This window comes from Paenibacillus soyae, from assembly GCF_024623455.1.
GTDB lineage: Bacteria > Bacillota > Bacilli > Paenibacillales > Paenibacillaceae > Pristimantibacillus > Pristimantibacillus soyae.
The window spans coordinates 82,717-104,383 of record NZ_JANIPJ010000018.1; the positions used below are offsets into that span (position 1 = coordinate 82,717).

General features: G+C 56.0%; 19 protein-coding genes. 5 read left to right on the plus strand and 14 right to left on the minus strand.

Features of this window, described 5'->3' with window-relative positions; genetic code table 11:
* Positions 1-6: 6 nt before the first annotated feature.
* The 7 genes from NQZ67_RS22260 to NQZ67_RS22290 all read right to left on the minus strand — a co-directional run bounded on the left by NQZ67_RS22260 (position 7) and on the right by NQZ67_RS22290 (position 8,530).
* Entirely contained in the window at positions 7-966 is a 960-nt protein-coding gene (locus NQZ67_RS22260) for an alpha/beta fold hydrolase (protein ID WP_257450227.1), read from the minus strand.
* Positions 967-1,050: 84 nt separating this feature from the next.
* The gene (locus tag NQZ67_RS22265; protein WP_257450229.1) at positions 1,051-1,800 is read right to left on the minus strand and encodes a hydroxypyruvate isomerase family protein; all 750 of its coding nucleotides are present in this window, start codon (positions 1,798-1,800) and stop codon (positions 1,051-1,053) included.
* A 555-nt stretch (positions 1,801-2,355) separates the two neighbouring features.
* On the minus strand, positions 2,356-3,234 hold the full coding sequence (locus tag NQZ67_RS22270) for an ROK family protein (RefSeq protein ID WP_257450232.1): 879 nt from the start codon (positions 3,232-3,234) through the stop codon (positions 2,356-2,358).
* 330 nt (positions 3,235-3,564) lie between these two features.
* The gene (locus tag NQZ67_RS22275; protein ID WP_257450235.1) at positions 3,565-5,052 is read right to left on the minus strand and encodes a glycoside hydrolase family 32 protein; all 1,488 of its coding nucleotides are present in this window, start codon (positions 5,050-5,052) and stop codon (positions 3,565-3,567) included.
* A 27-nt stretch (positions 5,053-5,079) separates the two neighbouring features.
* Positions 5,080-6,690, minus strand: a complete 1,611-nt coding sequence (locus NQZ67_RS22280; protein WP_257450237.1) for an ABC transporter substrate-binding protein — start codon at positions 6,688-6,690, stop codon at positions 5,080-5,082.
* 57 nt (positions 6,691-6,747) lie between these two features.
* Positions 6,748-7,629 (minus strand): carbohydrate ABC transporter permease, encoded by an 882-nt coding sequence (locus tag NQZ67_RS22285; protein WP_257450239.1) that lies wholly within the window; start codon positions 7,627-7,629, stop codon positions 6,748-6,750.
* A gap of 16 nt (positions 7,630-7,645) precedes the next feature.
* Positions 7,646-8,530 carry an ABC transporter permease gene (locus tag NQZ67_RS22290; protein ID WP_257450364.1) on the minus strand — a complete coding sequence of 295 codons (885 nt, stop codon included), beginning with the start codon at positions 8,528-8,530 and terminating at the stop codon, positions 7,646-7,648.
* A gap of 520 nt (positions 8,531-9,050) precedes the next feature.
* Between NQZ67_RS22290 and NQZ67_RS22295 the strand changes: the two genes are divergently transcribed.
* Positions 9,051-10,088 (plus strand): LacI family DNA-binding transcriptional regulator, encoded by a 1,038-nt coding sequence (locus NQZ67_RS22295; RefSeq protein WP_257450241.1) that lies wholly within the window; start codon positions 9,051-9,053, stop codon positions 10,086-10,088.
* 68 nt (positions 10,089-10,156) lie between these two features.
* Here NQZ67_RS22295 and NQZ67_RS22300 read toward each other — a convergent pair whose 3' ends face one another.
* Both NQZ67_RS22300 and NQZ67_RS22305 read right to left on the minus strand, forming a co-directional pair.
* A complete protein-coding gene (locus tag NQZ67_RS22300; protein ID WP_257450243.1) occupies positions 10,157-10,678 on the minus strand; it encodes a DinB family protein in 522 nt (173 codons plus the stop codon).
* A gap of 105 nt (positions 10,679-10,783) precedes the next feature.
* Entirely contained in the window at positions 10,784-13,333 is a 2,550-nt protein-coding gene (locus tag NQZ67_RS22305; RefSeq protein WP_257450245.1) for a glycosyl hydrolase, read from the minus strand.
* Positions 13,334-13,616: 283 nt separating this feature from the next.
* On the opposite strand from NQZ67_RS22305, the gene corA reads away from it, so the two are divergent.
* The gene (gene corA, locus NQZ67_RS22310; protein WP_257450247.1) at positions 13,617-14,567 is read left to right on the plus strand and encodes a magnesium/cobalt transporter CorA; all 951 of its coding nucleotides are present in this window, start codon (positions 13,617-13,619) and stop codon (positions 14,565-14,567) included.
* Between the two features lie 43 nt (positions 14,568-14,610).
* On the opposite strand, the gene NQZ67_RS22315 is transcribed toward corA, so the two are convergent.
* Together NQZ67_RS22315 and NQZ67_RS22320 are read right to left on the minus strand one after the other, a co-directional pair.
* Positions 14,611-15,003, minus strand: a complete 393-nt coding sequence (locus NQZ67_RS22315) for a type II toxin-antitoxin system VapC family toxin (protein WP_257450249.1) — start codon at positions 15,001-15,003, stop codon at positions 14,611-14,613.
* Positions 14,996-15,244: an AbrB/MazE/SpoVT family DNA-binding domain-containing protein gene (locus NQZ67_RS22320; protein ID WP_257450251.1), complete on the minus strand. Its 249-nt coding sequence runs from the start codon at positions 15,242-15,244 to the stop codon at positions 14,996-14,998. Before NQZ67_RS22320 ends, NQZ67_RS22315 begins: the two co-directional genes overlap by 8 nt.
* A gap of 200 nt (positions 15,245-15,444) precedes the next feature.
* Between NQZ67_RS22320 and NQZ67_RS22325 the strand changes: the two genes are divergently transcribed.
* Together NQZ67_RS22325 and NQZ67_RS22330 are read left to right on the plus strand one after the other, a co-directional pair.
* The gene (locus tag NQZ67_RS22325; protein ID WP_257450253.1) at positions 15,445-16,350 is read left to right on the plus strand and encodes an ATP-binding cassette domain-containing protein; all 906 of its coding nucleotides are present in this window, start codon (positions 15,445-15,447) and stop codon (positions 16,348-16,350) included.
* Positions 16,347-17,138 (plus strand): ABC transporter permease, encoded by a 792-nt coding sequence (locus tag NQZ67_RS22330; protein WP_257450255.1) that lies wholly within the window; start codon positions 16,347-16,349, stop codon positions 17,136-17,138. The genes NQZ67_RS22325 and NQZ67_RS22330 overlap by 4 nt, the downstream gene beginning before the upstream one ends.
* Before the next feature lie 88 nt (positions 17,139-17,226).
* On the opposite strand, the gene NQZ67_RS22335 is transcribed toward NQZ67_RS22330, so the two are convergent.
* From NQZ67_RS22335 to NQZ67_RS22345, 3 genes are all read right to left on the minus strand, one after another.
* Entirely contained in the window at positions 17,227-18,021 is a 795-nt protein-coding gene (locus NQZ67_RS22335; protein WP_257450257.1) for a TetR/AcrR family transcriptional regulator, read from the minus strand.
* A gap of 183 nt (positions 18,022-18,204) precedes the next feature.
* Complete coding sequence (locus NQZ67_RS22340; protein ID WP_257450259.1) at positions 18,205-19,203, minus strand: cell wall hydrolase; 999 nt, start codon at positions 19,201-19,203, stop codon at positions 18,205-18,207.
* 281 nt (positions 19,204-19,484) lie between these two features.
* Positions 19,485-20,468, minus strand: coding sequence for a phosphotransferase (locus tag NQZ67_RS22345; protein ID WP_257450261.1), 984 nt, complete (start codon positions 20,466-20,468; stop codon positions 19,485-19,487).
* A gap of 175 nt (positions 20,469-20,643) precedes the next feature.
* Here NQZ67_RS22345 and NQZ67_RS22350 point away from each other — a divergent pair, with 175 nt between their 5' ends.
* Positions 20,644-21,474 (plus strand): pentapeptide repeat-containing protein, encoded by an 831-nt coding sequence (locus NQZ67_RS22350; RefSeq protein WP_257450263.1) that lies wholly within the window; start codon positions 20,644-20,646, stop codon positions 21,472-21,474.
* Positions 21,475-21,667: the final 193 nt, after the last annotated feature.

The following is a 21,667-nucleotide window of genomic DNA, read 5'->3' on the forward strand; positions in this document are numbered from 1 at the left end:
CCGCTCCTAGTCGTTCAGGAAGAACTGGATCGTCTTGTCCGAGGAGCCCGGCAGATGCTCGTGCCCGAAGTCCGGATAGATGACCAGCTCCTTCGGCGCCGTCATCTTGTTGTAAGCCGCGAACTGCGTCGACGGCGGGCATACCGTATCCATCAGCCCGACGAACATCAGCACCTTGCCCCGAATCCGGTCCGCCAAATATTGAAGATCGATGTAGCCCAGCTTCTCGAAAATTTCGTCTTCGCGCTCATGCAGCGGATCGAAATGACGGAAGAACGTGCGAAGCTCCTGATAAGCGTCCTTCGCCAAATCCATCTCCCACGTCCGCTTGTAATCGCACAGGAACGGGAAGACCGGTGCCAGCTTCTTCACGCGGGGCTCGAGCGCCGCGCAGGCGATCGTCAGCGCCCCGCCCTGCGAGCCTCCCGCCGCGTAGACGCGCTCCGGGTCGACCTCCGGCAGCGTCATGGCGATGCCCGCAAGCTGCGCCGTGTCGAGAAAAATATGCCGGAATAACAGGTTGTCCGGATGGTCGTTCAGACCGCGGATAATGTGGCCGTTATGCGTCGTTCCTTTGACGCCGCCGACGTCCTCGGAGCTTCCGCCTTGCCCGCGGCAATCCATCGCCAGGATGGAATAGCCGAGCGATGTATAGATCAGCTTGTCATGCCAGTCGCCAGCGTTCCCCGTATAGCCGTGGAATTGCACGACCGCCGGATGCGGTCCTTGCGCGTTCCGCGGCCGAGCGTATTTCGCGTGGATACGGGCGCCTCGAACGCCTGTGAAATAGAGGTCGAAGCATTCTGCCTGAGGCGTCTGGAACGCGCTTGGCACCAGCTCCACTTGCGCGTCCACGGCGCGCAGCTCGGCCAGCGCGCGGTCCCAGTAGGCATCGAAATCCGCGGGACGCGGATTGCGGCCCTGGTATTCTTTCAGCTTATCAAGCGGCATATCAACTAACGGCATGAACAACTCTCCTTCGGAATCGATATAGGATTAGATAAGATGATTTCATTTTAGTTCGCGCTTCTTTATTTTCATAGAGTAGAATTACGCCGTTCCAAGCACGCTGCGAATACCCGCCGCCGGATCCTCCGCCGGGAAATATTCCAGTCCCACATACCCTTCGTAGCCCGTCTCCTCGATAACGTCGAATATGCGGGCGTAATCGATCTCCCCGATATGCAGCTCGTGCCGGCCGGGATGTCCCGCCGCATGGAAGTGGCCGATACTGCCGATATGCTCGCGGATCGCCTCGATGACTTCGCCTTCGGTAATGTACTGATGGTAGATGTCGAACAGAAGCTTCACGGATGGATGGCCGACATCCCGGATAACCGAGAAGGCCTCGTCCGTGCGCGACAAGAAATAACCGGCATGGTCGACCTTAATGTTGAGCGGCTCGAGCAGCAGCGTCATGCCGGCTTCCTCTGCCAGCGGCGCGGCCGCCTTCAATCCGTCTACGACCGAACGATATTGCTCCTCTCTCGGGGCGTCCAGCTCGTTGCCGGTCGTCGTCAATATGCGGCTGCAGCCAAGCTGCTTCGCAACCTCGATCGTCTCCTGTATCCCCTCCAAATACTCGTTCCGGCAAGCCGGATCGACCAGGTTGTTGAATTTCGTCACCAGCGTCGTCAGCGTCATGCCGAGCTCTTCCTTCGCCCTGCGGATGCCGTCCAGGTCCTTATTCGTCCAATTCCAGAACTCGAAGGCTTCGGCACCCGCCTCATGGATAGCCCGGATGGCTTCCGCCGAAGGCTTGCCGTTGTACAGAGCGTCGATGCAAATCGAAAATTTCACGACCTTCCCCCTCCTTGCGTCAATCGATTCATCCGCCTATGGCCAGATAAGAGTTACTATAGCATGAGTCACCTTGCAGCTCTAGCCTATTATTTAAATCGCTTTCAAAAAACGAGAGAGTCCACAGCAAACCTCCAAGTGGCATGTCCAGCCTCCTCTCGCCGAATAGCAGGCAGGCCGAACGGAACGGAGAGACTCTATTTCGGATAAATCAGCCCTTTTTTCAATGCTAACGGAACGGAGCGCCGTTATTTGCCCGTTTCCCTGTTGATTTCACTCAAAATGAAGGGAATAAGGGCGCTCCGTTCCGCTAGATCCTCACAGGGCCCATTTTTCGGCGAATAACGTCTCTCCGTTCCGTTAGCGTCTGCGCTGCCCTCCCGATGCCGGATACGTATACCCCTATTCAAAACGAACACACCCTGAATCGCGCGCCCTCCCTCAATGCCTGCCTACAAAATAAGACATCCGCTCCATAAAGGAGCAGATGCCTTTGTTCAAACTGCCTGCAAAATGAATCGGCCTCAGCCACCACAATGGCCGTTGGTCTCAGCCCTACCCTGCCGCGGCCCTGATCGCAAGCGCAAGCGCGCCGCTTAAGCCGGCTTTGTCGCCGAGGCCTGGACTCACGATGTAATCGTCGATTTTCTCCAGCAGAGCGGAATGGTAGACGTAGCCGTTCAACAGACGCTGCACCTCCGCGCGAATGAGCGGGAACAAATGCGCCTGGTTCATGACGCCCCCGCCGAGAATGATCTTCTCCGGCGAGAGGATGAGAATGTAGTTCGCAAGAGCTTGCGCCACATAGTAGCTCTGGAAGCGCCACGCGTCATGTCCGGCATCCAGCTCGTAAGCCTTCTTGCCCCAGCGTTTCTCCACCGCGGGTCCTGCCGCCAGCCCCTCCAGGCAATCCGAGTGGAACGGGCAGGCCCCCGCAAAATCATCCTCTGGATGACGTCGGACCGCGATATGCCCCATCTCCGGATGCGTCAGGCCGTGGACCAGCTTGCCCTCTACGACCGCTCCTCCGCCGATACCCGTGCCGATCGTCAGGTACAAGCAGCTGGACAAGCCTTTGGCGGCGCCCCACACCGTCTCGCCCAGCGCCGCGGCATTCACGTCCGTATCGAAGCCGATCGGCAAGTCGAGATGCCCCTTCACATAACCAATAAGATCATAGCCGCTCCAATGGGGCTTCGGCGTCTTCGTCACCGAGCCGTATGTCTCGCTGGCGGGATTCACGTCGATGGGACCGAACGTTCCGATGCCGATCGCTTCGATTCCCTTGCCGGCGAAATAAGCCATCGCCTCGCCAAGCGTCTCTTCCGGCGTAGTCGTTGGAATGGAAATCGATTCGAGGATGGTGCCTTCCTCCGTGCCGATGCCGCAAATAAATTTCGTGCCCCCGCCTTCAATTGCTCCGTATCGTTTCATCCTCTTTACCCTCGCATTCTTCTGCCATTTTCCTTATAGAGGTTGTTCAAAAAGTCCGCTTTTGATCACGAGGTATACCAGGAGGCAGATTCGACATCGAATATTGAATTCAGCCGGAACAAGCGTATGCTTACGAAGTATGTTTCCTCCGGAAACATTGCAGGTGCTCACGTAGCCTTCACTAAGCGGATGCTTACGAGGTCGTTTTCTCCGAAAACGTGGACCGCTCCTCATTTCCTAGCTTCATTCAATCTTCTGCAGCGTTTTGAAAAAACGCATCATCGGAAGCATCTGCTATTGTGCTGAAAACCGAACTTTTTGAACTCGCAATTATACAGTAACAGCCGAATACATCGAATTCAAGACATGCAGGGAAAGGGATTTCGACTTCGCGCTTCCGCCCAGCGCGTACAGAGCTATGCCCGTGCTCCTCGGGTCCGGGAAGATCTGATCCGTAAGGACGGCCGAGCCGTCATTCGCGAACACTTCCACGGACGAACGATCGACGAATAAGTGAAGCTTGATTCGTCCGTTCTCCGGCAGAAGCGGAACGCCATGTCTGCAAGCGAAGGCTTCATGGAACGCGGCTTCGCCCGATTTCGTGCGATCGATGAATAATAGTCGCGCCTCCGCGTCATAACCGACGATGGTTTCCTCTTCATCGGAAACCCTGAGCTTGAACCCGACCTCGGCCGCTTCGCCGAGCTCCAGCTCGCACTCGATCTCGTACGTGTCGCCATGAATGCCATCCAGCACGTTCCGGCCGGGAACGAGCTCGAGCTCCGGCCATTCGAGCGACTCCCCCCGAAGCTCTCGCAAGCGGCCAACCGGACGCTGGTTGAGCCGTACGCCCTCTCCTCCACGCTTCAAGAAAAGCTCTCTCGGCAGCGTCATCGCGCCTCTCCAGCTGGCGGTCGGAGTCAGGTTGGCGTACTTCCAGTTGCTCATCCACCCGATGAATAACCGGCCTTGCCCCGAGCCCTCGGCATCCGACCACGTCACGCCGGCGTAATTATCCCGGCCATGATCCAGCCACAGCACCGTTTCCGGCGCGTTATCGTTCCTGAACGTCTCGCCGTCGAACTCCCCGACGAAATATTGCGCCCTCGAGCCTTCCGGACAAGCGTGATTGTCGCCAATGCTGACGATCATTACCCACTTGCGCTCGCCCTTCCTGCCTTCTACCGGCAGCTCGATCAAATCCGGGCACTCCCATACGCCGTCATGCGAGCCGTCCCCTGCGCCGAATTCGCTGGCGAAACGCCAAGCCTTCAGATCCGGCGACGTATACATCTGAACGCGGTCGCCCGCCGCCAAGATCATGACCCACCTGCCGCTCGGCTCATGCCAGAAAACCTTCGGATCGCGGAAATCGATGACCGTCTCGCTCGCCAGCACCGGGTTTCCTTCGTATTTCGTCCATGTTCTTCCCTTGTCGGAGCTGTACGCCAGGCTTTGGCGCTGCCTTGGCCGATTGACGTCATAATCGTGATCCGCATGCGTGAAGATCGCGACCAAGCCGGGCTCGCCGCCGAAAAATCCCGACGTATCGTTCCAATCCACGACAGCGCTGCCGGAGAAAATCGTTCCGTACTCATCAGGCGCAAGCGCGATCGGCTGGTGTTCCCAGTTGACCAAATCCTTGCTGATTGCATGCCCCCAGTGCATCGTCCCCCAGGTCGTGCCGTCCGGATGATGCTGGTAGAACAAGTGGTATTCCCCCTCGTAATACACCATGCCGTTCGGGTCGTTCATCCACTTCTCCGATGGCGTGAAATGGAACTGCGGACGGTATCTCTCTTCTCTATGGTTCACCATGGTTTCTCCCACTTCCCTCATGCTTAATTAACCCGCGCTTCTGTCGTAACCGGCTTGCTTGATTTGCAGCCATTCTTGAAGGCCCAGACGATCTAATTCCGCCAAATAGTCCGCCCATTCCGCGTCGATCTTCCCGTTCTCCGTCCACTCCGTCCGTTTCTGCAGCACGTATGCGAACAGATCCGTTTCGATCGCCGTTAGGCGATCCAGATGCTCCAGCGAGAAGAAGACCCTTGGGTAGATGTTCTCGGCTTTCATATCCGGCACGTAGACGTTTTTCAAAATATCCAAGCGCCATGCCGCGTCATCCGGCTTCGTCGTGACCGTTCCGTAATACGTGTCGAGAATCGCCAGCGGACCGCCTACGCTTGTTTTGCCCCGCAGCTCCGCGGGGGCCGTGCCTTCAAGCGGCAGATGCTTCAGCATTTGCGCGGCTTCGTCGAGCTCGAAAATATTTTGCTGCGTGTCGTCGCCGTACGTCCCCCAGTTGTTCTGGACGGATTGAAGCGGCTCGTACAGCTGGTCCATCCATTTCGCCGTCGCTTCCAGGTTGTCGTTGTCCTTGGTCACGACCATGCGGCCGCGGTCGAAGCCCATGCCGTTTGTCCTTGTCACGTTTTTGGTGCCGTCAGGACCGGCGAGTGCCGGCATCGGCTCGTACATCTCGTTCATGCCCGTGATGTTCGCTTTATCCCAAGTGAAATACAAGCCGTAGACGTTCTCTTTGCCTTTGGCGACATAGGTATTCCAGTCCTGCGTCAAATATTCGATATCGATGAGGCCCTCTTGATACAATTCGTGCAAATACTTCACGCTTTCCTTGAAGCCGTCGTTGTTCGCCGCGAAGGAAACCTTGCCGTCGTCGCTCACGAGCGTCATGTCCCAGTTCATGCCTTCGCCGAAGGAGCCGAACAGGAAGCCGACGTCCTCGCCGCCGCCGTTGGAGTTAATGAAGGACATTGGAATTTCGTCGGCTTGGCCGTTGCCGTTCGGGTCCTGCGTCTTGAAGGCGATGAGCACTTGCTTCAGCTCTTCCGTCGTCTTCGGCATGTCGAGACCCAGCTTCTTCAGCCATTCCACGTTGATCCACGGCATGTTGTTGACGGAATGGATGCTTTCCTTGCCCGCGCCCAGCTCCTCGATCCATGGCAGCGAGTAGATATGGCCGTCCGGCGCAGTGATCATTCCCTTGTATTGCGGCGCCTGCTCCAGCACCTTTTTGAAATTCGGCATGTTATTTTCGATCAGGTCGTCCAGCGCGATGATCGTGCCGTCGTTCGCGAGCTTCAGAAGGTCGTAATCTCCGAGTCCCGCGTCGAAGATCGCGTCCGGCAGGTCGCCCGTCGCGAGCGCCAGGTTTCTTTTCTCCGCGAAGATGTCGCTCGTATAATTTTTCCACTCGATGTGAATGCCCGTCGTCTCCTCCATCCGCTTGAAAATAAGCTTCTCGTTCGGATCGGCAGGCGCGAGCGGCGAGCTCTGCGTCATGAACTCCAGCGTCGGCTTCGCGCCTTCGGACGCGCCGCCCCCGGCATTCCCTTCCGAATTGTTCGAGTTGTTGCCCGAGCACGCCGTCACGAGCAGGAATGCCGCGAGCGATGCCGACGCCACCGTTTTCTTCACGTTATTCTTCTTCATGCTTAACCCCTCCTGTGTTTAGAAAAAAAACTTCTCATCTATATGCCAGCCTGCTCCTTATTTCAGGGAGCCGACCATGACACCTTTCTCGAAGTACTTCTGGAAGAACGGGTACATCACGAGCAACGGCAGACTCGATATGACTATGGACGCGTATTTGATCATCTCCGAGAGCCGCTTCATCTCCGCCATGGCCGTCCGGTCCGTAATCATGCTGGGGTCCACCTGATTCTGGATGAGTATGGAGCGAAGAACGAGCTGCAGCGGATAGAGCTTCTGGTCCTCCAAATAAATCATCGCGTCGAAATAGGAATTCCATTGCCCGACGAACGCGTACAGCGCGAGAACGAAGATGATCGGCTTGGAAAGCGGCAGCACGATTCCGAGGAAGATCCGGAGCTCCGAAGCGCCGTCCACCTTCGCGGCTTCGCTCAGCTCCTTAGGAATGCCCTTGAAGAAGGTTCTCGCCAAGATAATGTTCCACACGTTGATAGCCGCAGGCAGGATGATCGCCCATGGCGTATTCAGCATGCCGAGCTCCTTCACGACGAGAAACGTCGGGATCAGGCCGCCGCCGAAAAACATCGTGATGATGAACAGGGTCATAAAAAACGTCTTCCCGACGAACTTATCGACCGCCAGCGGATACCCGGCGAACAAGGAGACGATGACGGTAACCGCCGTGAACGCGACCGAATAATAAACGGCGTTAACGAATCCCCGAAGCATGGCTTCGTTGCCTAGAATCAGCTTGTAGCCTTGGACGCTATAATCGGCGAGGTTCAAGGAGATGCCCTTATTCAGCAGAGCCGTCGGTTCCATGAAGGAAGCAATGACGACGTAGATCAGCGGAATGATGACGACCAGAACCGCCAGGACGAGCAAGCAAAGGTTAATGGCAAGCACGGCTCGATCGAGCCGCGTCGGCTTGATGTTCATGTTTCGATTCTCCCTCCTAGTACAGGCCGTCGCCTTCGTTCAGTTTCTTCACGACCGAATTCACGAGGACGAGCAGGATAATATTAATGATGGAATTGAACAAGCCGATCGCCGCGGAATACGAATAGTCGCCGGACTTCAGCCCCACCTTGTACACATAGGTCGCGATAATCTCCGAGGTCGGAATATTGAGCGCGGTCTGCATCAGGAACGCCTTCTCGTGCCCGATCGCCATAATGCCGCCCGCCGAAAGAATGAACAGGATCGCCATGACCGGCTTGAGTGCCGGCAGATCGATATGCCAGATTCTCTGCAGCAGGTTCGCGCCGTCGATGTTCGCCGCATGGTGCAGCTCCGGATCCACCGCCGCCAGCGCCGCCACGAAGATGATGGAAGACCAGCCGGCCGTCTGCCAGATGCCCGACAGAATATAAATCGCCCGGAAGTACTCCGGGTCCGACATGAACGTAATCGGGTGACCCGCCATTAACGTGACGATCTTGTTGATCGGACCGGTCGGGGACAGGAAGACGAACAGCATGCCCACGATGACGACGACCGATATAAAGTTCGGCGCGTAGAGGATAAGCTGGATGTTTTTCTTCGCTGCGGCCTTGCGCAATTGGTTCAGCATGAGAGCTAATATTATCGGGATGGGGAACCCGAGAAGAAGTCCGTATGCGCTAAGCTTCAGGGTATTCATGAAAATCACTTCGAAATTCGGCGAGTTCAGAAACTCGGCGAAATGCTTGAAGCCTACGAATTCGCTGCCTAGAATGCCTTTGCTGTAGCTGAAATCCTTAAACGCGATAATGACCCCGTACATCGGCACGTACTTAAAAATGATCGTCAATAGGAAAGCCGGCGCGATTAGCAGGTATAAGAAATAGTTGCTCTTCATAAATCGAAGCTTGTCTTTGATCCCTTCCCGTCTTCGCGCGACGCCTATTCCCACGCTTGGCTTCCGCCATGTTTCCTGCACTTCGATGACCCCCGATCCTGTGAATACGATATTCAAAGCAAACATTTACACCCTTGAAGTAAGGGTTTTCATTGACATCTGCACAATCAATTTATCATCGGCATCTGAAAAATGTCAACATGTTTTGCACAAATTATTTTGTCATTTGCATTCGTTGAGTTAGTCATATGTGATGTAAAATTGGCATACTGTCAATTGAAATCCGCAGCATCAAAGCATTTTACGCATCTCCTTCTATCAATTCAATCAAGGTTCTTGCTTAAGATTTTTTCATTATGCACACAAATAACTTTACATTTGATTATCAGATAGTTAATTTACAAATACACTAATTCATTTATTCATTTGTAAAAATTAAATTGAACTTTTTGCCCAATTGGTATAAAGTTAATGTAATCAAGCTGCTCGCAGGTTATCCAAAAAAAGGTGGTACTTCGAAATGGCCAAAGAAAAGGTTACGATACAGGACATTGCCGATGCTTTGGGCATATCCAGGAACACGGCATCCAAGGCGCTCAACGGCGTCGAAAGCATTCCCGCGGAGACGCGAAACAAAGTCATAAAAAAGGCAATCGAGCTTAAATATAAGCAATTCGCATATGTCGATACCGACAGCGTAATGACGAAGGCGCCGGGCAATATCGCCCTCCTTACGTGCAACTTGCCGGGCATCTCGCATTTCGGCTCCCAGCTGTTGAACGGTCTCGAGATTAAGATCAGCTCGGAAGGCTATAACCTGTCCATTCATATGGTCCGGGAATATGAGATCGAAGCCATGGTCCTCCCCAAAAACTTCGAGGCCTCCAAGGTAGACGGCATCATCTGCATCGAAATGTTCGATAAAGGCTACAGCGAGCTGGTCAGCGGACTCGGCATTCCGGCCATCTTCATCGATTCGACTTCCGAGATATTCTATACCGATCTGCAAGCGGATCTGATCCTCATGGAGAACAAGCACAGCTCGTACAGAATGACGAGCCGGTTAATCGAGAACGGCCACAAGAAGCTGGGCTTCGTCGGGGACTACAATCATTGCAAAAGCTTTAACGAAAGATGGGCGGGGTTCAATCGGGCGCTCGCCGATGCCAGCTTGAAGCCGGATCCGTCCGTATGCATAACGGAAGAAGACCGCTTCTTCTTCGAGCCCGAGTGGATGGAGCGGCAATTGGACCGAATGAACGAGCTGCCTGCCGCCTTTGTATGCGCGAACGATTTTATCGCGATCGGCTTAATGAAGGCGCTCAAGAACCGAAATGTGCGGATTCCGGAGGACGTGGCGGTGTGCGGCTTCGACGACTCGCCGGAGTCCCGGATCGTGGACCCGCCTCTCACGACGGCCCATATTCCGAACAATCAGATGGGCATTATCGCGGCGGACATGCTGCTCGCGCGAGTGAAGGATCCTGCAAGGCCCTTCCAGATCACGCACGTCAAGACGGAGCCGATCTTCAGGGAGTCGACGGGGAAGCTGAAATAAGAGGCGGATAGCGAACAACGCAAAGAGGGAGGCTGCAGGAGCCTCCCTCTTTGACTATTATGGCTAGGTTACAGAAGCGGCAAATAACGCTCCTTATGAATCGTAATATGATGCTGCGCATGGCCCAGCTTGAAATACGCGAGCGCGGCGGCCTTCGTGCGGCTGCCGCCCACAATGCCCGAGTTGCCCAGCTCTTCCTCGGTTAGGCTTCTTAGAAGGGCCAGCGATGCCGTCCTTACCGTCCGGAATTCCGCGATGATGTCTCCAAGAGGACGGCGGTCGAAGCTCGTGCCGTACACGAACGAGTCGGGATGGAGGGGCAGCGGCGTCTGGTCCGATCGGGCGGCGCAGAGCAGCCGGTATGTCATAATCCGCTCCGTATCCATAATGTGGCCGAGCGCCTCCTTCATGCTCCACTTGCCTTCGGCATAACGCAGCAAGCTTTGCTCCTCGGTTAATTCTCCGAACAGTCCGGCAATCTCCAGCTCCTGCGCCTCCAGCATCGCGATAACGTCGCCCTCCGGCACCTGCTCGAAATAACGGATGAACGGCGGCGGATACTGTCCTTCAGATGGTTTCGCTACAAACATGGCCTACACTCCTCTGCTCCGTAAATTTGTAAGAGTATACCATGTCTCGCAGCTTTCGTCTGCCTTTATTTTGTCCGCCGGGTTTCTCCGCAAGCAGCGGCCTGCTTAATGCGAATACGTATAGTGAGGCGAGTCGTATTGCGGGCCCGACTTCTCGTACGTGAACCAGATGTCCATCGATTGTCCCGCGCTCAATCCGTTAATGGTATGCTCCCACGTGCCGTTGCTGTTGATCATCCGGACATTCTGTTGATTCATGCCGTTAACGGTGTAATGAATGTCCACGTAAAGGGCCGGCGTCGTCGGCTGGAACGTGATTTTCTCCGATGAGGCCGTCGGCTTTGTCACAGTGATGGTATAATCGGGCGCCGTGTATTGCTGGCCTCCTCCGTTGCCTCCGCCGCCTCCTCCGCTGCCGCCGCCCGTGTTGAAGCTGTTCGCCGGCACGTTCACTACGGTGCCGTCGGAGAACGTCACCGTGATCGGCGAGTTCGTCATATTGTAGGCGATATGCGTCTTGACGCCGTTTTTGTTGAAGACCGCGTACAGCGGCGTATTGGCCGTCACGTTCGGATCGGCATTGCCTACAGCATCCAAATTGTAGATCCAGTGGTAGGCGTTCGCCTTGGAGTTGCCGGCCTCGGCGCCGAGCGCGCCGCCGCGGGACGCCCAGAAGCTCTTCGCCTCCGCCGGGTTCGAGATCGCCCGGTACATGTAGATCAAGTCTTCCCAAGCGTCGAAGCTCGTGCCTCCGTTCTCGCTGACCAGCGCGGTATAGTTCGTATTCGCGTAAGCCGGATGATGCGTCAGATAAAGCGAAGCCGCCGAGAACGGAAGCCAGTTAATGCCGTGAACCTCCTCCGGATTGCCGGTCCACCACGTCCCGTCGCCGACGGTCTTGCCGCCCCATACCATGCTCGCCGTCGAACGGGTGAAGCCCGCCGGATAATTCGCGCCCGTCACGTCGAACCAATATTCGTTGATCGCGTTCATCTCGTTCGTGTAGAGCGCGATGCCCGCGTCGCGGATCGCGGCGTCGCCGGTCGCCTGGCCCCACAGCACCATGGCCGCCCATGCGTTCATGCCTTCCGACGAGGACTCGTTGTTGTTGCCGTCACCGAATTTGGCATGGCCGGAAGCCCACGAATGGCCGGCATACGGATCGAAATTGCGTAAGTACGGGAACATGCCGTCATTCCGGTTCGTGTTCGCGATATCCCGGATGAGCAGATTGACCATCGGGCCCCAGCTTTGCGCCCAAGCCTTGTCGACGCGGGCCACCTCGGCCGCCGCTTTGATGAAGTAGCCGTAATGGAAGTGGTGGTCGTTCAATTCATCGGCGGAGCCGTAGCTGGCCGGATAGCCGATGAGCGTTCCCCAATTGCTGTTATAGTAGAACATGTTCTGGCTCTTCAGGTTGCCTGCGGAATCGCTCGCTTTGAACCAGCTCTGCAGAATCGATTTGATCTCGTTGCGGAATTTATTCGCCGCGGTCGTATCGCCGACCTGGTCCGCGATCGGAGCCAGCGTCGCCAGCTTGCCGAGACGCTTCCCGACCCAATACGTGTCGCCGGTTCCGGAATAGGTTTCGGCTTCCGCTTCGTTGACGTACTGCTGCAGCGTCGCTTTGTTGTAAGAGCCTTTGTCCGGCAGCGACGGGAGCACGCCGGTAAATTTCATTTTCGTCTGGAAGGAGGTTCCCTCCGCCGTCTTCATCGTGCCGCGCACGGAGTTGTAAGTATAGGGCAGTAGGGCTTTTGCGGAGTTTTTCCATTGATGAGGATAAAGCGCGAAGATGGTGCCCGCCTGCGTGCCCTGCTTCGCTTCGGTCGTGTAGGTGAACGTCGAGGTCACTTCGCTGGTCGACGCATTGTAGGAGTAGCTGACCTGCGAGTTCGTTACATGGGAGTAGGCGTACTGTGCGAATTTGTTCAAGGTCTGCTGGGAATTGTCCGGAAGGACGGCAATGGAGAAGTAGGAGCTGCCGTTATTGGTCAGCGTCTTGGTGCCGATTCCGCTCCACGTGCTGCCATTGGCGCCGAACAGGCCGTAATGCGCGCCCTCCATCGTAATGCCGAGCACCGGCGTGGAGGCATTGCCGGACCAGACGGTCGGAGGCGTATAGAAGGAGAGCTTCGGACTGCCCCCCGCAAACGTAAAATAAACGTAAGGAGAACCATGGCCGTACGTCACGTTCATCGCGTTCGCCCCGTTCTGGTAGCGAGCCTTGACGAACCAATCGTTGAAGCCGTCAACCTTGGCGTCCGGGAACGAAGCCGAGCCCGTATGCCCGACCGTAAAATCGTGGATGTCGTTGATCCACCCGCACACGCAGGAGGAATTGGATGTGATCCGATTGCCCGGATAATAGATCCGGATGCCGTCCGATTGATTTTTGATCGCGAGCGGGTGCGGGTATTGCGCCTCGGAATACGTGCTCCATGCCAAGCTGCTCCACCAGTCGTTCGTCTGCATCGGTCCGGTAACGTTGCCGGTTTTGTATATCGTAGACTGAGGATTAGTCGCTCCCGGAGGGAGTACCGTGGAATACGAGCCCGAGCCTAACGGGACTTCACCGGTAAAAGCCGCGGCCTGCACCGGCAGCAGCGTTACCGCAAAAACGAATAACAGCAAATAAACAAACGGTTTTCTCATAAATAGCCTCCTTTTTATTTTGTTAGCGCTTTCATTAGTGGCGAGCTCCTTTCCTCCGTTATCGTGATTCCCACGGCATGGACTTACCCAGACTCCCGGGGTAGGCGCCGTGCTTTCATTGTAGCAACCGTCTTCCCGCCTCCGAAATGCCAAAAACTTGGTTTTGATGCCCTTTCCTTGGCGAAGATCGGAGGATAGGCTCGTCCCAGGGCTGCCGTCTGTACCTCCTTTCGCCGCCATCGGTTATAATAAACCCTATGATGTTTGGGCAAGGAGGAATACGATGATCCGCACGTTAGCTTTCACCCGGGACGAACAGCTGCTGACCGATCTGCCGCTCGAGGAGCTGTCCGGTCCGGGCATCAAGTGGTATTGGGTCGACTTCAACATCCCGACCGAGGAGGAAGCGCTGCTGCTCGACACCCACTTCCGCTTCCACCCGCTCGCCGTGGAGGACTGCATGCATCTGCTCCAGCGGCCGAAGCTGGATCATTACGAGAACGTGCATTTCTTCGTCATGCACGCCATTAATCCCGTGACCTACGCCGCGGAAGAGGTCGACATGTTCGTGGGCAGCCGCTTCATCGTTACGTTCCACTTCAACCATTCCCGGGAAATCGAGGATGCGTGGAGCAAAATATTGCGGCTGAAAAAGAGCGACCGCAACGGCCATCTCTTCGCCGCGTACGTCGTCATGGATAAGCTCGTCGACCACTACTTCCCGTGCGTCTACCAGATCGAAGAAGAGCTCCATGAGATCGAGAACAGCGTGAGCACGGATCGGATCCAGTACCTGATGGAATGCGTCTTCGACATTCGGTCCAAGCTGCTTAAGCTGCGGCGCACGATCGTGCCGATGCGCGATCTTCTGTACCGGGTCATCGGCTCAGACCGGATTGACGACATGGAGCAGTTGAGGGCTTATTTCACGGATATTCACGATCACCTGCTGAAGCTGTCCGAGATGATCGAGTCCAACCGGGACATGACGGCCGATCTGCGAGACAGCTATCTCTCCATTAACTCGAACCGGATGAATACGATTATGAAGACGCTGACCGTCATGACGGCGGTGTTCATTCCGATGACGTTCATCGCGAGCATCTACGGCATGAACTTCGAGCATATGCCGGAGCTCGGGACAAGATGGGGCTACTTCGCGGTGCTTGGCGTGATGCTGACGATCGGCGGTGGTCTTCTGCTATGGTTCAGGGGCAAGGGATGGTTCAAGTGACAGCGGCATACGAAGGGCGGCGCGTAATCGCGCCGCCCTTCTTTTATCTTATAACGATGATTTCGACTCCTAAATTCGTCCCGCTCCATGCTTTGTCGGCCGTAAGGACAGGACAATTCCGCATTTTCCCAAGAGCCAAGCAAGCCCTGTCTCCGAGGGATAAACCGCGGAATTTCGTTACCTCTCGCAATGCCGCAGTCTGTATCGCCGCTTCCGAATCGAAGGCCACGATTTCAATGCCGAGCAGGCCTAAATATTCCATCGTCGACTCTTCCGGTATATGCAGCTCCCGTTGCTTCGCGACAACTTCGGAGAAATTAACCGCCGACAGGCAGGTTTCAAAGGATTCCACATACTGAGCGACCAACTCGGAGCCCCGTTCCCGAAAAAGTAAAGCAAGAACGGCAGATGCATCCAGCACGGCAAGCCTATTCATCCCTTTCTTCTCCCCTGCGTTCCTCCATGAGCTCCTCGGATAACACTCTTTGTCCGACGTCATAACGGCTCATCTGCTCTTGCACGTATTGGATGGCCTGCTTGCGAGTCATGACAACGAGCTTCCCGTTCTCCATATGAAGCAACAGCTCGTCCCCGATCTCGAGACCAAGCGTTTTCCTAATTTCAGCAGGTATGACCAAGCGCCCGCCTTCTCCAAGCTTCACGGGAATATGATGCATCTTGCCACCCCCAAAATAATCTGTCACTTAGACTCAGTTATGTCACGATAATTATCCCATGCCATTTCCATCTTATCAAGACACTTAACATCCCATACAACCTCGGTCCTCCCGCAAATCCGTCTCGAGGATGAGGAATAAAAACTGATTACAACATATACTGTTTATATAACATACAGTTTATGAGAGGATGATCGACCATGACCGCATTTGCAATTGAAGTATCGGGGCTTCACAAGTCCTTCGGCAAGACGGCCGTGCTGAAAGGACTCGATTTGTCCGTCCCGGCTGGCGCCATCTTCGCCCTGCTCGGACCGAACGGCGCAGGCAAGACGACGCTGATTCATATTTTGTCCACACTGGTCGCTCCCGACGAAGGAGCCGCCCGCATAGCCGGGCATGACGTCGTACGCGCAAGAAACGAGGTGAAACGGTCCATCAGCCTGACCGGACAATTCGCCGCCGTCGACGAGATGCTGACGGGAGAAGAGAATCTTCGGATGATGTGCCGGCTGTCCGGGCTGTCCGGAGCGGAGTCCCGCGTCCGGTCGGCGGAGCTGCTCCGGCAATTCGAGCTGGAGGCCGCAGCTGGCAAACGCGCCAGAACCTATTCGGGCGGCATGCGCCGGAGACTGGATCTGGCGATTAGCCTGATCGCCAGCAGGCCGGTTCTGTTCCTGGACGAACCGACGACCGGTCTCGATACGATTAGCCGCCGGGCCTTGTGGGATATGATTTTGCGGCTGAAGGAGCACGGCATTACCGTATTTCTTACGACGCAATATTTGGAGGAAGCGGATGAGCTGGCAGACCGGATCGCGGTTATTAACGGAGGGCGTATCGTAGCGGAAGGCACGGCCGAGGAGCTCAAGGCCCGCGTAGGCGGCGAGGTCATTGAATTCCGGGATGCCGCGGACGAATTGCTCGCATCGATCCCGACCAGCGGAAGCGCCGCGGACGTAAGGAAAACGTTGAACGAGATGGCAGGACTGTTCCCGGAAGGAACGCGCATCGGCATCCGCAAGCCAAGCATGGATGATGTATTCGTCGCGTTGACCGGGAATTACACGAATTCCGCCGATAAGAAGGAGGCTGCAATTTCATGAAAACAGCTCTGACCGCCACCGCCAAATCCCCATCGTTCCTAACGACCAACGCCGTATTCATCGGCAGAAGCCTTCGCCATAGCCTTCGCAATGTCGAGTCGCTGATGATGGCCATAATGCTTCCTATTCTACTCATGCTGCTGTTTACGTATGTCTTCGGAGGCGCGCTCGATCCTACAGGCAATTACGTCAATTACGTCGTGCCGGGCATCATTCTTCTATGCGCGGGCTTCGGCTCCTCCAGCACGGCCGTGGACGTGGCGACGGATATGACGAACGGCATCATCGACCGGTTCCGGACGATGCCGATCCGTGCCATGAGCGTCATTACCGGCCACGTCGTTGCCAGCCTCGTGCGCAACGTGCTCGCGACCTGTATCGTCATCTCGGTGGCGCTGCTCGTCGGCTTCGAGTCGTCCGCGAGCTTCGGAGGATGGCTGGCGGCTCTCGGCGTCGTCGTTCTGTTCATCCTGACGTTCACTTGGCTGTTCGCGTCGATCGGCCTCGTCACCGGGAGTCCGGCAGCCGCAAGCGGATACGGCTTCATCCTGCTGTTCCTCCCGTACCTGTCGAGCGCGTTCGTCCCGACGAATACGATGCCGTCCTGGATGCAGGGCTTCGCGAACCATCAGCCGATCACGCCGGTCATCGAGACGATGCGCGCCCTGCTGTCCGGCACCCCCGTCGGCGACAGCGGCTGGCAGGCGCTGCTGTGGTGCTGCGGCATTCTGCTGCTCTCGCTTCTCTGGAGCGCGGCGGCCTTCCGCAGGAAAGCCGGGCGCAGATAGCAGGAACGCGGTACCCGTAAATTACCTGCCGACAAAAAAAGTCTGCAGCCCCGCCTGAGCGCGAGGTTGCAGACTCTCTTTTTGTTGGTTAGTTTCCGGATTGCATCGCCCGTCTCGTCTCAACGTACTGCTCGATGCTGTCCAAGATGCGCTCCAGGCCAAACGCCAGGTCGTCGCCGATCGGGCTCTCCACCTCGCCCGTGTATGCGCCGGACATAAGAACAGGATACAAATAAGGAAACTGCTCTTGCTTGACGAGTTTTTTCAGAGCGGCGGTGAACTGGATCCCGCCAAACTCCTCCATCGTTTTGCCCGACCGCATGACGCCGATCATATCCCTCTCGATCAACCCGCAAGCCCTCGCATAGCTGCTGAGCAGCAAGACAAAAGACATCTTCTCAAAATCGTTAAGGGGAAAATTCCGCATGATCCGCATCATCCAATCAATCATGCGCAGGATGTTAGGCGTTAGCGGAATACTCGTAATCTGGATATCGGCATACCAAGGATGCTCACGGAACACGCGGACGCTCTCCTCGAAAAATTCGCGCATCTCCTCGCGCCAGCCCACCTCTTCTCGGAGCGATGGCACCCTAATGTCGCAGGCCGCATCCTGCATGAGCTGGATCAGCTCCTCTTTGCTGCTGACATAGCGGTAAAGGGACATCGGCGTAAAGCCGAGCTTCTGGGCTACTTTGCTCATGGATACGGCCGCGAGTCCCTCCTCGTCCGCAATGCCCATCGCCGCCTCCACAATTTGCGGAATGCTGAGCTCCCCCTTCGGTCCCCGCTTGGGCTTCTTCACGATTCCCCAGCTCAGCTTCACGCCGCCTGGCAAGCTGCCGAAGTCATCCTCTTCCCCGTTATATGGACCGCTTGGCATCGAATTAGCTCCTTTGTCTAGTGGATAGATTGTAAACTGTATAGGCTATATACAGTATAGCAAAAGAACAGGAAACGAAGAAGCCCCGCCCATTCTGTTCGTCCCCACGAAAAAGAGCCGGATGCCCGGAAGGTTCACCTTCTCGAGCACCCGACTCCTTAGGAAAGGATTCGTATCATGGCCTTATTTCGCAAAGCTGTGATGACCGATCGTGACAATAACGTCCAGCTTCTTGAAGAACGAGCTCGTGGACACCTTCGGGTTGAAGAAATACACCGCGTTCTCCACGTTGTTCTTGCCGTTCAGCGCATCCTTGGCCGCGCGCAGCACGCTCGCGTTCGGCTTGCTCTTGTCGAGCAGTCCGTTATGCGCGGGCGGGAATTGCTTGCCGGAGTAGATGACGCCTTTAATCGAATTCGGAAACCTGGAATCCTTGACCCGATTCAGAATGACATTGGCTACGCCGAGCTGTCCCTCGTAGGATTCGTTGCCCGACTCCACTTGCGTGATCTTGGCGAGAAGCATATAGTCTTCTTCGGTGAAAGGCTTCGCTTCGCGGGACAAGACGGATGGGATGACGACTCTAACCTTGGCGCCCGCCTTCAGCTCGGCTTTGGCGTCAAGCTCGTTGCGGGCAAGAAGCACCGCGCTGCTGCTGCCCGTCTCCGCGCTAATCTCCGCTAATCCGTACTCCTCCGTGACGATCGCCGGCTCTACCGTCGTGAGCTCCGCCGTATTCTCCTCGTCGTTCCACTTCACCTTGGCATGAAGCAGCTCGGCGGCATCCCTGAGCGGGATGTACATGCGGCCGTCCGCAATAAACGGCGTCTCGGTCAGCATATAGCGGCCGTCGTTAAAATACACGACAGGTACTTCGTTGCCGAAAATAATCTGATCTCCCAGCGCTGTATGTAGGCTTGCTTCTTCCGTTTTCGAATTCCATGTTACCTTCGCGCCGAACAACTCGGCGACTCTCGCCACCGGCAGGAACAGCCTGCCGTCTAGCTTTCTTATGGGATCGGCCAGCTTCACGGCCTCTCCGTCAAGCTTAATCGTGACGTCCTTCGCCACCGCCGCTTCTTCTTGCGCGGCAAATGCCGATAACGGCATGACGCTAAGCAGGAGCATCGCCCAAACCGCGATGATGAAGCGCCTGCCGCTTCGCTTGTTTCCTCTGATCATGACTACCTCCCGTTAATGGTAATGTTACCGGTCTTTCGTCATCCGAGCTCTGGCAAGATTATAACACGGTCAAAACGGGAGAAAGATTAACCTTTTCACAGAATTAGGGCCAGAGGCGTGGTCAGGTAAGCGCTTTACTCGCAAAACCCTTGCGGCTTCTGGGTTTGCGAAGGGCAGAGTAGGTAGATGGTAATAGTATCCAAGCGTCCTAAAAATGCTATTATTACCCTTTGTTGGGTTATAGTTCCCAAAACTTAGCGCTGCAGAGGGGATAATTGCGCTCAGAGCATGGACGAACTGCGGAACTCGTTCACGAAGCCCTCAAGCCAGTCCTCCGAATAGTCCAAAGCTCCGGACAAGGTGGGAATAAACATCACGTCGAGTCCCATCACCCACAATCGCCGCGCCCAAATGAAAGTATCGACCGCCTCTTCGTCAAGGAGGGAGAATGGGCGGACAGAACGGTAGCCGGACAGCAGCGACGCCCACAGCCTTTCTTTCCCCTCCGCAGGCAGGCGTTTTCTTATCTTCACTTGAGCGAGATCGTAAGCGCGCCAGCCCGGCGCGGCCCACTCGAAATCGTAATGGACAAATCCTTCCCCCTGCTGGAAGGCATTGTTGTTTCCATGCATATCGCCGTGACACAGCCCCCAGTCGAGACCTTGAGCGGCAAAGCGTCCAATCCGCTCCTTCAGCGACTCCGCAAACCCACGCAGAAACGGCGCGGCTGCATGGCTCGCTCCGATATAGCCGATGACCCGCTCTACGGGCTCGTCGATTAGGAAAGCCGTATTCAGCTCGGAACGAGGCTGCGTCATGACAAGCCGGTTCATCGCCTCATGCAGCTCGGCGGCCGATTGGCCGAAGGCATAGCAGGACTCCTCGTCGTGCAAGACATTCTCGATCCCTTCGGCATAACGGAATAACGCCGCCGCCCTCTTCCCTTCCGGCGCCCCCAGCAAGATGTACGGACGACCGTCTCTTGCGGGAATCGCCTCTGCCACCCTCGTTCTCCCTTCGACTAGATGACTGCTGAGCTGCGTTAACAGATGGAGCTCGTAGGACACATCGGCCTCCTGAACGGTCGCACGGTAAACCCGGAGTACATAGAAGCCGCTGCTCGTTCGAACCCGATAAGTATCATTAAGCCCTTGCAGCCAATATTCGCATCGCTCCCATTCTCCCAAATCGTATTGCCCTCTCAAGTGAACAGCCAAGTCATTCGGATCCAGAACGGATCGTTGCGCTTTTAGTTTAGGATACATATTCAACGACTCTCCCATGGTATTTTTAACCATTACTATATTACAAATGCTAGAGCGATAGAGGGTAATAAATCGTTCATAGTTAAGCTTTACCGGGCTGCGGTCTTTTCATGGCTTCCGGCTTGCTTTAAGATGGAGCTATGAGATGAGGTACGGAAGGGAAGATTAACAGGTTATGGTTCATCGATTAAAAGCGGATTGCGATAGCTGCTTCGGCCTGTGCTGCGTCGCGCTGCCGTTCGCCGCCTCGGTCGACTTCGCGGTCGACAAGGCCGCCGGACAAGCCTGCGCGAACTTGAAAGACGATTTTCGCTGCGGGGTGCACGGCAATCTCCGGACGATCGGCTACAAAGGCTGTACGGTATTCGACTGCTTCGGCGCGGGGCAGTATCTGTCTCAGGTAACATTCGGCGGACGGGATTGGCGCAGGCATAAGGAGTCGGCGGAAGCCATGTTCGGCGCTCTGCCGGTCATGCGCCAGCTGCATGAATTGCTGTGGTACGTGGAAGAGGCACTGTCGTTATCCGTGACGGAGCCGATTCACGAGAATCTGCGCGAGGCGCTCGAAGAAACGGAGAGACTCGCCAGGCTGGACGGCGACTCCCTGCTGAAGCTGGATATCGTCCCGCATCGGGCGAATGTGAATGAACTTCTGATGCGGACCAGCGAGCTGGTGCGGGAGGAGACGCTGCGCGGGCTTAAGGGAGGCGGCCGCCGCAAAGCGTACGGACGAGGCGCGAACTTGATGGGCGCCAAGCTGAAAAACGCGGATTTGCGGGGAGCGAATCTTCGCGGCGCTTATCTGATCGCGGCGAATCTAAGCGGCGCGGACTTGCGGGGCGCCGATCTGATCGGCGCGGATTTCCGCGACGCGGACGTCACAGGCGCGGACCTGAGCGGAAGTCTCTTCCTCACGCAATTCCAGCTGAACGCGGCCAAGGGCGACGCCGCGACGAAGATCCCGGCGACGCTTGCGCGGCCGGATCATTGGACAATAAAAAAATGAGCGGATATCCGCTTGACCCCGTACTATGGGCAAGCTAACGACCGGGCAGGTTGCCCGCGCAGCGCAGGCAACGGAGGCAATTAAGCCGATTTTTTCGGCTTATTGAGCCCCAAACTGGCACCGGAGGGCAATTAAACCGATTTTTCCGGTCTATTGGGTTCCATGCTAGCTCCGGAGGACAATTAAGCCGATT

Excerpts from the sequence above, each read along its gene's own strand:
- NQZ67_RS22345 (WP_257450261.1), bottom strand. The coding sequence starts at position 20,468 with ATGTATCCTAAACTAAAAGCGCAACGATCCGTTCTGGATCCGAATGAC.
- NQZ67_RS22325 (WP_257450253.1), top strand. The coding sequence starts at position 15,445 with ATGACCGCATTTGCAATTGAAGTATCGGGGCTTCACAAGTCCTTCGGC.
- NQZ67_RS22315 (WP_257450249.1), bottom strand. The coding sequence starts at position 15,003 with ATGAATAGGCTTGCCGTGCTGGATGCATCTGCCGTTCTTGCTTTACTT.
- NQZ67_RS22275 (WP_257450235.1), bottom strand. The coding sequence starts at position 5,052 with ATGGTGAACCATAGAGAAGAGAGATACCGTCCGCAGTTCCATTTCACG.
- NQZ67_RS22290 (WP_257450364.1), bottom strand. The coding sequence starts at position 8,530 with ATGAAGAGCAACTATTTCTTATACCTGCTAATCGCGCCGGCTTTCCTA.
- NQZ67_RS22320 (WP_257450251.1), bottom strand. The coding sequence starts at position 15,244 with ATGCATCATATTCCCGTGAAGCTTGGAGAAGGCGGGCGCTTGGTCATA.
- NQZ67_RS22340 (WP_257450259.1), bottom strand. The coding sequence starts at position 19,203 with ATGATCAGAGGAAACAAGCGAAGCGGCAGGCGCTTCATCATCGCGGTT.
- NQZ67_RS22260 (WP_257450227.1), bottom strand. The coding sequence starts at position 966 with ATGCCGTTAGTTGATATGCCGCTTGATAAGCTGAAAGAATACCAGGGC.
- NQZ67_RS22335 (WP_257450257.1), bottom strand. The coding sequence starts at position 18,021 with ATGCCAAGCGGTCCATATAACGGGGAAGAGGATGACTTCGGCAGCTTG.
- NQZ67_RS22285 (WP_257450239.1), bottom strand. The coding sequence starts at position 7,629 with ATGAACATCAAGCCGACGCGGCTCGATCGAGCCGTGCTTGCCATTAAC.
- NQZ67_RS22295 (WP_257450241.1), top strand. The coding sequence starts at position 9,051 with ATGGCCAAAGAAAAGGTTACGATACAGGACATTGCCGATGCTTTGGGC.
- corA (WP_257450247.1), top strand. The coding sequence starts at position 13,617 with ATGATCCGCACGTTAGCTTTCACCCGGGACGAACAGCTGCTGACCGAT.
- NQZ67_RS22305 (WP_257450245.1), bottom strand. The coding sequence starts at position 13,333 with ATGAGAAAACCGTTTGTTTATTTGCTGTTATTCGTTTTTGCGGTAACG.
- NQZ67_RS22300 (WP_257450243.1), bottom strand. The coding sequence starts at position 10,678 with ATGTTTGTAGCGAAACCATCTGAAGGACAGTATCCGCCGCCGTTCATC.
- NQZ67_RS22350 (WP_257450263.1), top strand. The coding sequence starts at position 20,644 with ATGGTTCATCGATTAAAAGCGGATTGCGATAGCTGCTTCGGCCTGTGC.
- NQZ67_RS22330 (WP_257450255.1), top strand. The coding sequence starts at position 16,347 with ATGAAAACAGCTCTGACCGCCACCGCCAAATCCCCATCGTTCCTAACG.
- NQZ67_RS22280 (WP_257450237.1), bottom strand. The coding sequence starts at position 6,690 with ATGAAGAAGAATAACGTGAAGAAAACGGTGGCGTCGGCATCGCTCGCG.
- NQZ67_RS22270 (WP_257450232.1), bottom strand. The coding sequence starts at position 3,234 with ATGAAACGATACGGAGCAATTGAAGGCGGGGGCACGAAATTTATTTGC.